This window comes from Gluconobacter albidus (assembly GCF_002723915.1).
Taxonomy (GTDB): domain Bacteria; phylum Pseudomonadota; class Alphaproteobacteria; order Acetobacterales; family Acetobacteraceae; genus Gluconobacter; species Gluconobacter albidus.
Genome location: NZ_BEWL01000001.1, coordinates 18,881 through 31,651, shown reverse-complemented (window position 1 = coordinate 31,651; position 12,771 = coordinate 18,881). Strand labels below are relative to the sequence as shown.

The following is a 12,771-nucleotide window of genomic DNA, read 5'->3' as shown; positions in this document are numbered from 1 at the left end:
GAAATGATACTTTATACCTCATTCTAGGGGCACCACTCTGGAATGAGGTACATTGTGAAACGATTCCTTACGTCGCGACATACTCTGAAACATGGTGCCAGCCTTGTCGCCCTTGCCGCGGGTCTGATGGTCTCCGGCGCACAGGCTGCCGGTTACAACGCGGGCTGGGGTTTTGACGAAGCCGGAATGGACCGTGCCGTTCAGCCGGGAAACAATTTCTTCGAATACGCCAACGGCACTTATCTCAAGAACCTCAAGATCCCCGGAGACATGAGCAGCTACGGCCCGTTCCGTATCCTGTATGAACTCTCCCTGTCGCGTCAGAAGACCATTCTGGACGAGGCCGCGAAGAAGGTTGCCCAGCAGCCCACGGACGACATGGGCAAGATCGGCACCTATTACGCCAGCTTCCTGGACCAGAAGGCCGTGGATCGTCTGGGTGGCAAGCCGCTCGCAGCTGATCTTGAAACGATTCGGAACGTGAATGATGGCAAGTCTCTTGCCGCAGCGTTCGGTGCGTCCCTGAAATCCATGATGTTCTCCACTTTCCAGATCGGTGTGGAGCAGGACCAGAAGGACCCGGAACGCTACATGCTGATGCTCGATCAGGGCATGAGCATCGGTGTGAGCGGCGGCCTCGGTCTTCCGGACACGAGCTACTACACAAATCCCAAGCTGGCGGACAAGAAGAAGGCCTATCAGGCCTATGTCGCCAAGATGCTGACGCTTGAGGGCTGGCCGGATGCTGCGAAGAACGCGCAGGCGGTGGTCGATCTCGAAACGGCTCTGGCCAAGGTTGAAGTGCCGCGCGACCAGACCCGCGATCCGCTCAAGATCTACAACCCGATGCCGGTGTCCGAGCTTCAGAAGCTTGCGCCGGACTTCGACTGGGTCACGTGCCTGACCAGCGCCGGATTGCCCGCAGAGGGGCTGGAAAGCCGCAAGATCGACGTGCGCGAGCCCGCCGGTATCAAGGCGATGACGGCAGTTCTCAAGGCTGCAGACCCTGCGACGCTGCGCGCGTGGCTGGCGTTCCATCTCGGGGACAATGCGGCCGGTTATCTGTCCAGCACGTTCTATGATGCGTCCTTCGACTTCAACAGCCATACGCTGTCGGGCGTGGCGCAGCAGTCTCCGCGCTGGAAGCGTGCCGTGCGCGTGACGAACGGTGCACTGGGCTGGGCACTGGGCCGCGAATATGTCGCGCGCTACTTCCCGCCTTCCGCACAGGCGCAGATCACGGATCTGGTGCAGAAAGTGAAGGCGTCCTTCCATGATCGTCTCGAACACAACAGCTGGATGGACGAGCCGACCCGCAGGGCCGCTCTGAACAAGCTCGACCATTTCGCCATTCAGGTCGGTTATCCGAAGAAGTGGTGGGATTACAGCAAGCTCGACATCCGCAAGGGCGACGTCTACGGCAATGCCGTGCGTGGTGCGGCGTTCAGCTGGCAGCACGATCTGGACAAGCTCGACAAGCCGGTGGACCGCGACGAATGGGGTATGACGCCGCAGACGGTGAACGCCTACAACGATCCGACCATGAACGAGATCGTGTTCCCGGCTGCCATTCTCCAGCCGCCATTCTTCGACCCGAAGGGCGATCCTGCCGTCAATTACGGCGGTATCGGTGGCGTGATCGGTCATGAAATGAGCCACGGCTTCGACGATCAGGGCCGTCATTATGACGAACATGGCCGTCTGAGCGACTGGTGGAGCAAGGCATCCACGGAGGCGTTCCAGAAGCTGGCTGACCGTCTGGGTGCGCAGTACGATGCACAGGAAGTCCTGCCGGGCGTATTTGTGAACGGCAAGATGACCATGGGCGAAAACATCGCGGATTCCGGCGGCTTGAACCTTGGTCTTCAGGCCTATCATGACTCGCTGCATGGTCAGCCTGCGCCGGTTGTGCATGGTCTGACGGGTGACCAGCGTGTTTTCTTCGGCTGGGCTCAGGTCTGGCGTGAAAAGGATCGTCCGGATGCGCTGCGTCAGCAGGTGCTGTCGAACGAACACGCCCCGGCCGTGACCCGCGTCAACATCCCGGCTCACAACATTGATGCCTGGTACGATGCGTTCGACGTGAAGCCGGGCCAGAAGCTCTATCTGGCACCGGATCAGCGCGTAAAGATCTGGTAAGGTCGTGACAAACTGGAACGTGGGGCCTAATCACGGTCTCACGTTTCAATTTTCTGCCTGACGGACCCATTCTCATGACACAAATGACGATCGGCCATCTGTACACCTCGTTGCATGCGGGATGTGCCAGCGCGGTCGCGCGCGTGCTTGAGGCCTACGAGGTCGAGGTCGAGTACGTCGATCTGGACCCCGATGACGTCGAAGAGGCCCTGGATCAGGGGGAAGTCGATCTTCTCGTCTCCGCCTGGTTCCCACGGGATGAAAACCTTGCCGGGCCGGGTCGCCGGGTTCTGGGTGATCTGTATCAGCCTGTCGTCAGCTTTGCAGCCCTGACGTCTCTGGGCGCCGTCGGGACCCTGACTGCAACAGATGTGGACCGGATCATCGTAACCGATGACAGCCGTCAGGCTCTGGAAGAGGCGCTCAAGCAGCTTCCGGCGCTTTCGGTCCTGTCCATTGAAACCATCGGTGAGGGCGCTCTGATCGAGCGGCTTGAAAAAGCCCGCGACGCCGGGGAGAAACCGCTGGTGGTCGCAACGCAGCCGCATGCAGTGTTCCATACCGATCTGCTGACCGTGCTCGAAGACCCGTCGCGTCTGCTGGGGAGCGAGATGTCTGCCCGCATGATTTTGCGTGAAGATGTAGCACGTCAGGCAGACAGCGATCTGCTGGATGAACTTTCGGAAATGATGCTGGGCAACAAGGTCATGAGCGCCCTGGATTATGTCATTTCCGTTGACGGGCAGGATCCTGAAGGCGCGGCTGAAGCCTGGCAGCGCGGCCGTCTGATCGGGCGCTGATACATCAGGGGGCGCGGGAAACCGGCCCCCTTTTTTTCTGGCCTCAGCGGAAGACGAGGCCACCATCGATCAGGACGGACTGACCGGTCATGTAATCGGCGTCGCTGCTGGAGAGATAGGCGACGAAACCCGCGACATCATCGGCGGTCTCCACCCGTCCGAGAGCGATTCCCTCGACATATTTCTTGTAGGTCGCGCCGACTTCCGTGCCGGTAATCTCGGCCATGCGCTGGTCGATCGTGACCCACATATCGGTTCCGACAATGCCCGGGCAGTAGGAATTGACCGTAATCCCCGAAGAAGCCAGTTCCTTGGCAGCGGACTGCGTCAGGGCGCGGACGGCGAACTTTGTTGCCGAATAGGCGCCCAGAAGCGGGTAGCCTTCATGTCCGGCAATCGAACAGGCATTAATGATTTTGCCCTTCGTGCCTTTTTCCTTGAAAATTTTCGCAGCGGCCTGAATGCCCCACAACACGCCCTGCACGTTGATGCTGAAGATCTTTTCGATCTCCGCAGGCTCGATCTCCAGAACCGGTTTGACCTGACAGATTCCGGCGTTGTTGACCATAATGTCCAGCCCGCCCAGCGTCTCCGCGGCTTCGCGCAGGGTTGTGGCGAACTGGTCGCGGTTGCTGATATCGGCCGTAAGCGCGACTGCACGACGTCCAAGCGCTTCAACTTCCTTGGCGGTCTGGGCGAGAATGTCCTGTTTGACGTCCAGCAGAATGACGTCCGCGCCATCCTTGGCCAGACGAAGTGCAATGGCCTTGCCGATACCTTGGGCGGCACCCGTGACGGCAGCTACTTTTCCAGAAAGGGACATTGAAAAAAGATCCTTCGATTGTCCGTCATCCGCATGTGAATGCCATGACGGCGCAAACCATCCGTTCTTTATTTTTGCGATTCCACAAAAAACCGCCTGTTTTCCAAAAGTTACACGGAATTGTGTCAGACGGGGCCGACGCCGACTGGAGATGAAGGCAGGGTTGCGATTTTCCTGAAGCGGCTCTGGTCATGTATTTCCGGGACTGCAAGAATGCGTTAAATAAACGTTACGACACGGCTTCGGCGGGAATTAATGAGCCATTCTGAAAGCATTAGCGCCGTCTTCGAGACATTCGGCGGCATCAGCGACGAGGAATGGCTTCAGGTTCTGGTGTCGTCCGTCCGTATTCCTGAAATTCACGGTGTGAGGATGCCAACCTTTCCGCCGGATGATCTTCAGCGGGAAATCCATGGACATCATGGGGAAATTTCCGTCCATGAGGCGCACGTCTTCTTCCGGGAAATCAAGGCGTACTGCGCCTATGCCGGGCGTCCGGTCCGTCCCGAGACGCGGCTGCTGGATTTTGGGTGTGGCTGGGGGCGCATTGCCCGGCTGTTCATGAAGGATATCCGGCCTTCCAACCTGTATGGCGCGGAAACCACGGACCGTTTTCTCATGGCTGCGCGGCGCAGCAATCCCGCGCTGAATTTTCTGGGCTGCGATCTCGTGCCGCCCATGCTTCTGACATCGGAAAGCTTTGACCTGATTACGTCATGGTCGGTGTTTTCGCATCTCGACGAGTTCCTTGCGGGGCACTGGATCAGGGAGTTTCACCGTCTGCTCAGACCAGGCGGGATTCTTGTCATGACAACGCAGAGCCGTCGGTTCATCGCCTTCTGCGCCGAACAGAGGCTTAAACGCGTCTCCGGCATCCGTCTGGAGCATCCCTGGCATGAGGCCTGTGCCGACAGTTTCACGGATGAAGCGCGTGCGAATGCGGAATTCGAGGCCGGGCGCTTCCTTCACGCGGCGTCCTCGAAACCTCCTCAGCCCCAGTCGCATTATGGCGAGGCGATCATCCCGCGAAATTACATCATCAAGGCATGGGGCGGACTGTTCCGCCTGATCGAATACATGGACAATCCCGTCCGGTTGCCACAGGTCCTGATTGTGATGCAGAAGATCGGATAGTCATCGTTTGTCATGAAGATCTGACAGAGCGGGAGGGGAAGGGGCTTGAAAAAAACTGGCATCAGTATGAGATTGCTCGCAGTTCTTCTGGCCGCACCGTTTTCCAGCGTTTCTGCCGAACCGGAAGAAACTGTCACCGTTACCGGCCAGCACGCCATGCGTGTCGGGAGCTACAAGGGTATTTACCGGGTCTATGACCGGTTTGACCGCCTGCCGGAGAAGGCGGGGAAAAATCTGTCTCTGCACTTTCTGGGGGATATTTTGCCCGACCATGCCGTGCCGTCCGAAGCGCGGGTCGTGCTGCATGCCAAAGAGGGCGATATTCCGCTTTTCACTGGTCAGGACCGGGAGATGCACTTCCCGCGTTCAGAGGCCCTTCTGGCGGAAAATCCTCCGGTTCTGCTGACCTTGCCGTCCAACCGGAAGGTCCAGCTTGAGCTGGCGATCGAGGTCGATCCTCTCCCGACGCCGTCTTTTACGAAAGAAGAGGCTGCGGGGTGGCTTGGCCAGATCAATGCCGCAATCCGCGATTTTTTTGGCGTGATTCTCGCCTTTCTGGCGCCTGATGCGCACCGGTTGAAGGTTGATGTCGCCCCTGGAGCGCGTTTTGAAGCCGTGGAAAACGGAACGCCGAGGCTTCTGGTCGATAATCAGGGTGTCGTGCCCTATACATTCATTCTCCGCCCGCAGGATTATCAGGACGGAACCGTGTTCCGCTCCGACAGGCCGTTTTCCATGATCCGCGTGAAGATTCCGACTGATGAATTTTTTACGCTCAAGCGTAAAAACTGACGCGGGATTTGACAGATGGACCGTGAGGACGCATCACGCAAAACCTTAAATTCACTGCCAGCAGGGGGATCCATGTCGGTTCACGCGTTCGTCTTTCCGGGACAGGGGAGCCAATCCGTCGGGATGGGGCAGGCCCTTCACGAGGCTTTTGCATCCTCGCGCGCCGTTTTTCAGGAAGTGGATGAGGCGCTTGGTGATCATCTGTCGCGCCTGATGTTCGCTGGTGATGCGGATGAACTGACACGGACCGAAAACGCCCAGCCCGCTCTCTTCGCGGTCTCGCTGGCTGCCGTGCGTGCTCTGGAAAGCGAAGGCGGCTTCAAACTGGCGGACAAGGCGGCTCTGCTGGCTGGGCATTCGCTGGGTGAGTATTCCGCGCTGGCCGCTGCTGGCACGCTTGGGATTGCGGAGGGTGCGCGTCTGCTGCGTCTGCGTGGGCAGGCCATGCAGCGCGCCGTTCCGGCCGGGGAGGGCGGTATGGCGGCTCTTCTGGGTGTGGATGCGTCTCAGGCCCGTGCGATCTGTGACGAGGCCTCCCAAGGCGAGACGCTGGAAATCGCCAACGACAATGGCGGTGGTCAGATCGTTGTGTCCGGTGTGATGAGCGCAATCGACCGTGCCATTACCGTGGCCAAGGAACATGGCATCAAGCGCGCCGTGAAGCTGCCGGTCTCCGCACCTTTCCATTCGTCGCTGATGGCGCCTGCCGCACGCGAGATGGAAGATGCACTGGCGACCGCGACACTGAACGCACCGTCCGTTCCCGTCATTGCCAATGTCACGGCAGCCAAAGTGACCGATCCGGCAACCATTCGCGAACTTCTCGTGAAGCAGGTGACGGGCACCGTGCGCTGGCGCGAGAGCGTGCAGGCGATGGTGGCAATGGGTGTGACGAACATGCACGAGCTTGGTGCGGGCAAGGTCCTGTGCGGTCTGGCACGTCGTATCGCTCCCGAGTTGGCCGCAAGCAATGCCGGAACGCCTGCCGAAATCGAAGCCCTGCTCAAGACCCTTTAAGGACAACCGATCATGTTCTCTCTTACCGGCAAGACGGCCCTCGTAACGGGCGCATCAGGCGGCATTGGTGCCGCGATCGCCCGCCAGCTTCACGCGCAGGGCGCGACGGTCGTGCTCAGCGGCACGCGCGAAGCGGCTCTTCAGGAACTGGCCGACAGCCTGGGCGAGCGCGCCCATATCGCCGTCGCCAACCTGTCCGATCCCGCCGAAGCCGACGGTCTCGTGGCCAAGGCCGAAGCCGCTGCGGGCGCTCCGCTGGACATTCTGGTCAACAATGCCGGTCTGACGCGCGATACGCTGGCCATCCGCATGAAGGACAGCGACTGGTCGCAGGTTCTGACCGTCGATCTGGAAAGCCCGTTCCGTCTGGCCCGCGCTGCGCTCAAGGGCATGCTGCGCCGTCGTGCGGGGCGGATCATTTCGATCGCCTCCGTGGTGGGAACGACGGGCAATGCCGGTCAGGCCAACTACGCCGCCGCCAAGGCCGGTATCGTGGGTATGAGCAAATCTCTGGCGCAGGAAGCCGGTCCGCGTGGTGTCACGGTCAATGTCGTGGCACCCGGTTTCATCGAAACGCCGATGACGGATGTGCTGCCGGAAGCGGTCCGCGAAAAGCTGGTTGGCTCCATTCCGCTCGGTCGGATGGGGAATACTGGTGACGTGGCGTCCGCAGTGGTATATCTGGCTTCCGAAGAGGCAGCATGGGTCACGGGTACGACCCTGCATGTCAATGGTGGCATGGCGATGGTGTGAATGCTTGGCCTTTTTGGTTAAAGCATGCTAATCGCGCGCTGCTTTGCCCGGCCTGCTGAAGGCTGATGTCCGGTTCTTCCGGTGGCAACGCCTCCCCTTCAACGGGGGCGGCCCTGCTCTGGAGGAACCACTGGGCTTCCGGACTGGCAGGCGGCAGTACGAGTTTTGATGTAACGCACCGGACGGGCAACAGGGTCCCGGATGGGCATAAGGAACGAACAGATGAGCGACATTGCTGACAAGGTAAAGAAGATCGTTGTCGAGCACCTCGGTGTGGACGAAAGCAAGGTAACGCCGGACGCGTCGTTCATCGACGATCTGGGCGCAGACAGCCTCGACACGGTCGAGCTGGTCATGGCTTTCGAAGAAGCCTTCTCCGTCGAGATCCCGGAAGATGCAGCCGAGAAGATCGCAACCGTCAAGGATGCCATCGACTACATCGAAAAGCAGAAAGCAGCCTGAGGCCAGTCCTCAAGCTGACCGGGGACGGTTTTTCGGCCCCGGATTCCCACCCCCTTCAGGGGTGGAAGACCAGCCGGGTCCTGTCATGAGGCCCGGCTGCAAGACCCGGACATAACGTGAGACAAGAGGCATCGATGAGCGGGACTGCAACTAACGGGCGGCGTGTCGTCGTAACCGGTATCGGTGTTGTCAGCCCACTGGCTGTGGGCGCGGAACTGACCTGGAAGCGGCTGATCGAAGGGCAGTCCGGCATTGGCCGGATCACGCATTTCGATCCCTCCGAACTTCCTGCCCAGGTCGCCGGACAGGTTCCGGATGGCCCGACGGCGGAAGGTGGTCTCACGTTGTCCGACTGGGTGCCGGTCAAGGACCAGAAGAAGATGGATCGCTTCATCCATCTGGGCCTTGCCGCAGCCATTCAGGCTGTCGAGGATTCAGGCTGGAAGCCTGAGGACGAGGACGATCGCTGCGCCACGGGCGTGATGATCGGCTCGGGGATCGGCGGTCTTCAGACGATTTATGACGGCTCCCTGACGGTTTCGAGCGGCAAGGCCCGCCGTCTGTCGCCGTTCTTTATTCCCTCGGCCCTGATCAATCTGATTTCCGGTCATCTTTCGATCCGTTACGGCTTCAAGGGACCGAACCATGCGGTCGTGACGGCCTGCGCGACGGGCGTTCACGCCATCGGCGACGCCTCGCGTCTCATCCAGTATGGTGATGCGGATGTCATGATTGCCGGCGGTGCGGAAGCTGCGATCTGCTCGCTCGGCATTGCCGGGTTCTGCTCGGCACGTGCGCTGTCCACCGCTTCGAACGATGATCCGACCAAGGCCTCGCGGCCCTGGGACAAGGACCGCGACGGCTTCATCATGGGTGAGGGTGCCGGTGTAGTCGTGCTTGAGGAACTTGAGCATGCCAAACGCCGTGGCGCGAAAATCTATGGTGAAATCGGCGGCTACGGCATGTCCGGTGATGCCCATCACATTACGGCTCCGGCTGAAGGCCATGAAGGTGCGTTCCGTGCCATGAAGGCCGCGCTGCGCAACAGCGGAGGCCTGACCACGGCCGATATCGACTACGTTAACGCCCACGGCACCTCCACCATGGCGGATGACCTTGAGCTGGATGCAGTCGAGCGCTTCTTCGGCGAAGACGCCAAGCGTCTGGTCATGTCCTCCACGAAGTCGGCCATTGGCCATCTTCTGGGGGCGGCCGGTGCGGTTGAGGCGATTTTCTGCCTTCAGGCCATCCGTGACGGCGTCGTGCCGCCCACGTTGAACCTGGACAACCCCGCGCGTGAAAGCGTGATCGACCGCGTGGCGCATGTCGCCCAGCAGCGCAGGATCGACGTCGCCCTGTCCAACAGCTTCGGCTTTGGCGGGACGAATGCGAGCATCATCCTCAAGCGCTTCAAGGACTGAGGAAGGGTTCGTTTTCCATGTCTGAAGGTCAGTCTGACGGCGAGGAACCGCGGAAGCTCGTTCTTCCTCCAAAGGCTGGCCGCAAGCTGGCGCTCTTCGGAGCGCCGCTGCTCCTCGTGGCCGGACTGGTCGCGGGATATGGTCATTACACCGATCCCGGTCCGCTACAGGACCAAAAGACTTTCGTTATCCCGCACGGCAACAATGCCCGTGTGACAAAAGCCCTTCAGGATAATGGGATTCTTTCCCCGACCTGGGCCTCCGGTACTTTTTTCCGGATTGCCGCTTTCCTGACACATCGCAACGGCCAGATTCATGCGGCGGAACTCCAGTTTCCCTCTCGCGTCTCGGTCGCGCATGTTCTTGAGATCCTGCGTCACGGCAAGCCTGTTTCCCACCAGGTAACAGTGCCTGAGGGACTGACGGCGCTTAAAATTACAGCTATTCTGGACAAGGCCCCGGCCCTGAGTGGTGATCTACCGGCATTGGCGGAAGGGACGGTTTTTCCGCAAACTGTCTCCTATGTCTGGGGCACGTCGCGTCAGACCTTGGCCGAAAAATTGCAGAAAATGATGGCGACCAGGCTGGCCGCAGCATGGGACGGGCGCAATGTCGAGGCGCTGGACGGACTGATCCAGTCTCCGCAGGAGTTGCTGGTTCTGGCATCCCTGATCGAGCGTGAGACGGCAGTACCGTCCGAGCGGCCCATGGTGGCGCGTGTGTTCCTGAACCGTCTGAAGCTGGGAATGCGGCTGCAGACGGACCCCAGCGTGATCTACGGGCTCAGCAACGGTGTGGGAACGCTTGATGCGCCTCTGACGCATGAGGACCTGCAAACGCCGGGGCCGTATAATACCTATCTTCAGGCCGGATTGCCCCCTGGACCCATCTGCTCACCCGGGCAGAGTTCTCTGGATGCGGCGGCGCACCCGGCTGATGGCAAAATGCTGTATTTCGTGGCGACAGGATCGGGCGGGCATAATTTCGCCGAGACCCTTGCCGATCAGGATAAAAATATCCGCGCCTATCGCGCACATCTGACTGCGACACCGCAGAACCCGGACTGAAGTCCCGCCCTCCATACAAGAGGACGGGACGGCGTATCAGTGCTTCAGCGGGGCAAGGCTCTGGCTCTGGACACCTGCGGCCTGCGCCGAATAGGGGCGGGAGGCATCATAGGTCGTGGGATAGGGGCTGTTGCCCACAACGTCCTGCGCGGCCGTGTTACGGGCTGTAGTGGCCGCCTGCGTCACACGGGACGAGACCGTGGAAGCTGCCGGAGTCTGGGCAACCGACATCAGGGCGCGGCGTAGCGGGTCGGCAGACGGGTTGTTGACGCGCATCGTCACGACGATGTCCTCGGGACCGACCGTCTGGTTGTAATAGGCGCGGTTTGCACCGCTATCGACGGTCAGTTTCGAGCCGCCCAGAGCCGCACCGGCATAGAGACCCTCGTTTTTCTGAGCGGCGTAAATGTCGGTGTTGTGCGCGCCGGCCGTACTGTTTTCCAGACCCGTGCCAATGCTGGCGAAAGAGGCGGAGGCGGAGGCATCAAACTTGAACTGGCTGTCCAGAATGGCCTGAATGCCGCGCTGGGACATGATGAACAGGATGGTTTCAGCGCTCTGGACGCCGACCTGTAATCCCAGCGACGCCGTGCTCAGGCGATAGAAAGCCGGATCGGACCAGGACCCGCGGGCATCGCGGCTGAGCAGCAGGCAGCGACCGCCGGAGCCGCCGATCCCGAATGACATGTTCAGCACGGACGGGCAGACCATGACGGCCTTCGCTTCCGCGAGGAGTTTCTGCGAGCGCGACTGGGGGGTGGTCCCCGCGAAGAGATCCTGAACAGCCAGTGTGGCGCGATCAACGATAAGCTGCTGCTGGCTGGCAGTGGTCTGGGGTGCGTCGGAGCAGGCCGACAGGGCAATGCAGCCCGAAGCGACGAGCGTGGTGGTACGCAGGAGACCGGACAGGGTCATGGAAGATACCTTCTGCAGTCATCGAAAAGATGTTTCCCGCACTATGCGCCAAATACGGCCAAATCACGAGTGCGGGGGGAGGGAGATGTCAGATTTCCACGTCAACGGCGGCTGAAAGAGCCTGTGCCACGCCGGGTGCGGCTGCAAGGATTGTCGCCCCGCCCGTCAGGCCGCCAGTCTGGAGGAAGGGCGAGACGGCCGCGCCGGACTCCGCGAGAATGGCCAGTGCGGCGGCCACATCCCAGAGCTGGATGACAATTTCCAGATAGCCGTCAGAGCGACCGCACGCCACATCCGCCAGAGCCAGCGCGCCGGACCCGCCCGAGCGCGGCATGGCACCCAGCGCCATGATGGCAGCGATCTTTTCGTTGAAAGTTTCGGCCGGAACGCGGGAAGACCAGCCCATCTCGATCATGGCCTCCTGCGTGTTGGTGATGGGAGACGTCTTGATGGGCTTGCCGTTCAGGAACGCGCCCTTGCCTTTGCTGGCCGTGAAGACTTCACCCAGCGCCGGGGCTTCAATCACACCCGCAACAGGTTCGTCGCCTTCCAGAAGGCCGAGGGAGACACACCAGCGGTCCCGGCCACGGGCGTAGTTCGATGTGCCGTCGATCGGGTCCACGACCCAGCGGAAGCGGCCCTGGCGGGTGGCGCCGTTTTCTTCGCCCTGAAAACCGTCTTCGGGGAAAAGCTCCTGAATGCGGCGGCTGACGAGGGCTTCGACGGCGCCGTCCGCTTCGGTCAGATAGTCCTGCCGTCCCTTGAGAGTTCCGCTCGGGCCACCGGGGGCCGGGCGCAGGGAGAGGGCCAGCTGGGCTGCGTCGCGGACGACGCTGCGGGCGGCTTCTAGGCGGACGGCAATCGGATCAAAGGTCATGGAACAGTCCTATTCAGCGCGTCGTGCGGCGCGGAGGGATGAGGTGATGGCGGGGTCTTCAAGGCTCATGAGACGGCTGGCGGCTGTTGTCGCGAACAGATGCAGCAGCGTCCGCCTCCGGGCAGGAGCGAGTCTGTGGAGCGCGGGTTCGCGGATGATCGTGCATTCTGCCAGAACGCCATCGCGCAGGGCAGGGGGGACGGCGCTGACGCTGACGACGATCAGACCCACGTCCGGGGGGATAAGCGCCACGGGAAAAGCATCATCCACAGCGAAAAACAGACGGTCGGACCAGTCGCGGTATTCGGGCCATTTCTGATCGGTCTGAAAATCGCGCAGGCCGGACTTGATCTCGATACAGGTCAGGGAGTGGTCGGGCAGAAGCGCCATCACGTCTGCGCGACGGCCTGCGGCGGGAAGGGAAAATTCATTGATGGCCGCCCAGTTCATCGTCCGGCACAGGCCGAGAACGGCGCGCCGGATGGCCAGTTGCGTTTCGGGCAGACCGCAGGTGATGTCTGCGGGAATTGCGGAAAGAGCCTCACTCATGGTTCCATCCTGCCCCGATCTG

Annotated in this window: 13 protein-coding genes; 9 read left to right on the top strand and 4 right to left on the bottom strand. The window is 60.8% G+C overall.

What is annotated here, in order from left to right; genetic code table 11:
- Positions 1-54: 54 nt before the first annotated feature.
- Together GAL01_RS00150 and GAL01_RS00145 are read left to right on the top strand one after the other, a co-directional pair.
- A complete protein-coding gene (locus GAL01_RS00150) occupies positions 55-2,139 on the top strand; it encodes a M13 family metallopeptidase (RefSeq protein ID WP_231865337.1) in 2,085 nt (694 codons plus the stop codon).
- 74 nt (positions 2,140-2,213) lie between these two features.
- Entirely contained in the window at positions 2,214-2,939 is a 726-nt protein-coding gene (locus tag GAL01_RS00145) for a glycine betaine ABC transporter substrate-binding protein (RefSeq protein ID WP_062030230.1), read from the top strand.
- A gap of 43 nt (positions 2,940-2,982) precedes the next feature.
- On the opposite strand, the gene GAL01_RS00140 is transcribed toward GAL01_RS00145, so the two are convergent.
- Positions 2,983-3,762, bottom strand: coding sequence for an acetoin reductase (locus GAL01_RS00140; protein ID WP_062030228.1), 780 nt, complete (start codon positions 3,760-3,762; stop codon positions 2,983-2,985).
- 255 nt (positions 3,763-4,017) lie between these two features.
- On the opposite strand from GAL01_RS00140, the gene GAL01_RS00135 reads away from it, so the two are divergent.
- The 7 genes from GAL01_RS00135 to mltG all read left to right on the top strand — a co-directional run bounded on the left by GAL01_RS00135 (position 4,018) and on the right by mltG (position 10,408).
- On the top strand, positions 4,018-4,896 hold the full coding sequence (locus GAL01_RS00135) for a class I SAM-dependent methyltransferase (protein ID WP_062030226.1): 879 nt from the start codon (positions 4,018-4,020) through the stop codon (positions 4,894-4,896).
- 66 nt (positions 4,897-4,962) lie between these two features.
- Positions 4,963-5,688, top strand: a complete 726-nt coding sequence (locus GAL01_RS00130; protein WP_099253021.1) for a hypothetical protein — start codon at positions 4,963-4,965, stop codon at positions 5,686-5,688.
- 72 nt (positions 5,689-5,760) lie between these two features.
- Positions 5,761-6,705, top strand: a complete 945-nt coding sequence (gene fabD, locus GAL01_RS00125; RefSeq protein WP_062030222.1) for an ACP S-malonyltransferase — start codon at positions 5,761-5,763, stop codon at positions 6,703-6,705.
- 12 nt (positions 6,706-6,717) lie between these two features.
- Positions 6,718-7,458 (top strand): 3-oxoacyl-[acyl-carrier-protein] reductase, encoded by a 741-nt coding sequence (fabG, locus tag GAL01_RS00120; RefSeq protein ID WP_062030220.1) that lies wholly within the window; start codon positions 6,718-6,720, stop codon positions 7,456-7,458.
- 222 nt (positions 7,459-7,680) lie between these two features.
- Entirely contained in the window at positions 7,681-7,920 is a 240-nt protein-coding gene (locus tag GAL01_RS00110; RefSeq protein WP_011253554.1) for an acyl carrier protein, read from the top strand.
- A 134-nt stretch (positions 7,921-8,054) separates the two neighbouring features.
- A complete protein-coding gene (gene fabF, locus GAL01_RS00105) occupies positions 8,055-9,341 on the top strand; it encodes a beta-ketoacyl-ACP synthase II (RefSeq protein ID WP_062030218.1) in 1,287 nt (428 codons plus the stop codon).
- 17 nt (positions 9,342-9,358) lie between these two features.
- On the top strand, positions 9,359-10,408 hold the full coding sequence (mltG, locus tag GAL01_RS00100; RefSeq protein WP_062030216.1) for an endolytic transglycosylase MltG: 1,050 nt from the start codon (positions 9,359-9,361) through the stop codon (positions 10,406-10,408).
- Between the two features lie 36 nt (positions 10,409-10,444).
- On the opposite strand, the gene GAL01_RS00095 is transcribed toward mltG, so the two are convergent.
- The 3 genes from GAL01_RS00095 to GAL01_RS00085 all read right to left on the bottom strand — a co-directional run bounded on the left by GAL01_RS00095 (position 10,445) and on the right by GAL01_RS00085 (position 12,749).
- Entirely contained in the window at positions 10,445-11,323 is an 879-nt protein-coding gene (locus GAL01_RS00095; protein ID WP_062030214.1) for a lipid-binding SYLF domain-containing protein, read from the bottom strand.
- Positions 11,324-11,411: 88 nt separating this feature from the next.
- Positions 11,412-12,200, bottom strand: a complete 789-nt coding sequence (locus GAL01_RS00090; protein WP_062030212.1) for an inositol monophosphatase family protein — start codon at positions 12,198-12,200, stop codon at positions 11,412-11,414.
- Positions 12,201-12,209: 9 nt separating this feature from the next.
- Entirely contained in the window at positions 12,210-12,749 is a 540-nt protein-coding gene (locus GAL01_RS00085) for an MmcB family DNA repair protein (protein ID WP_062030210.1), read from the bottom strand.
- Positions 12,750-12,771 lie beyond the last annotated feature (22 nt).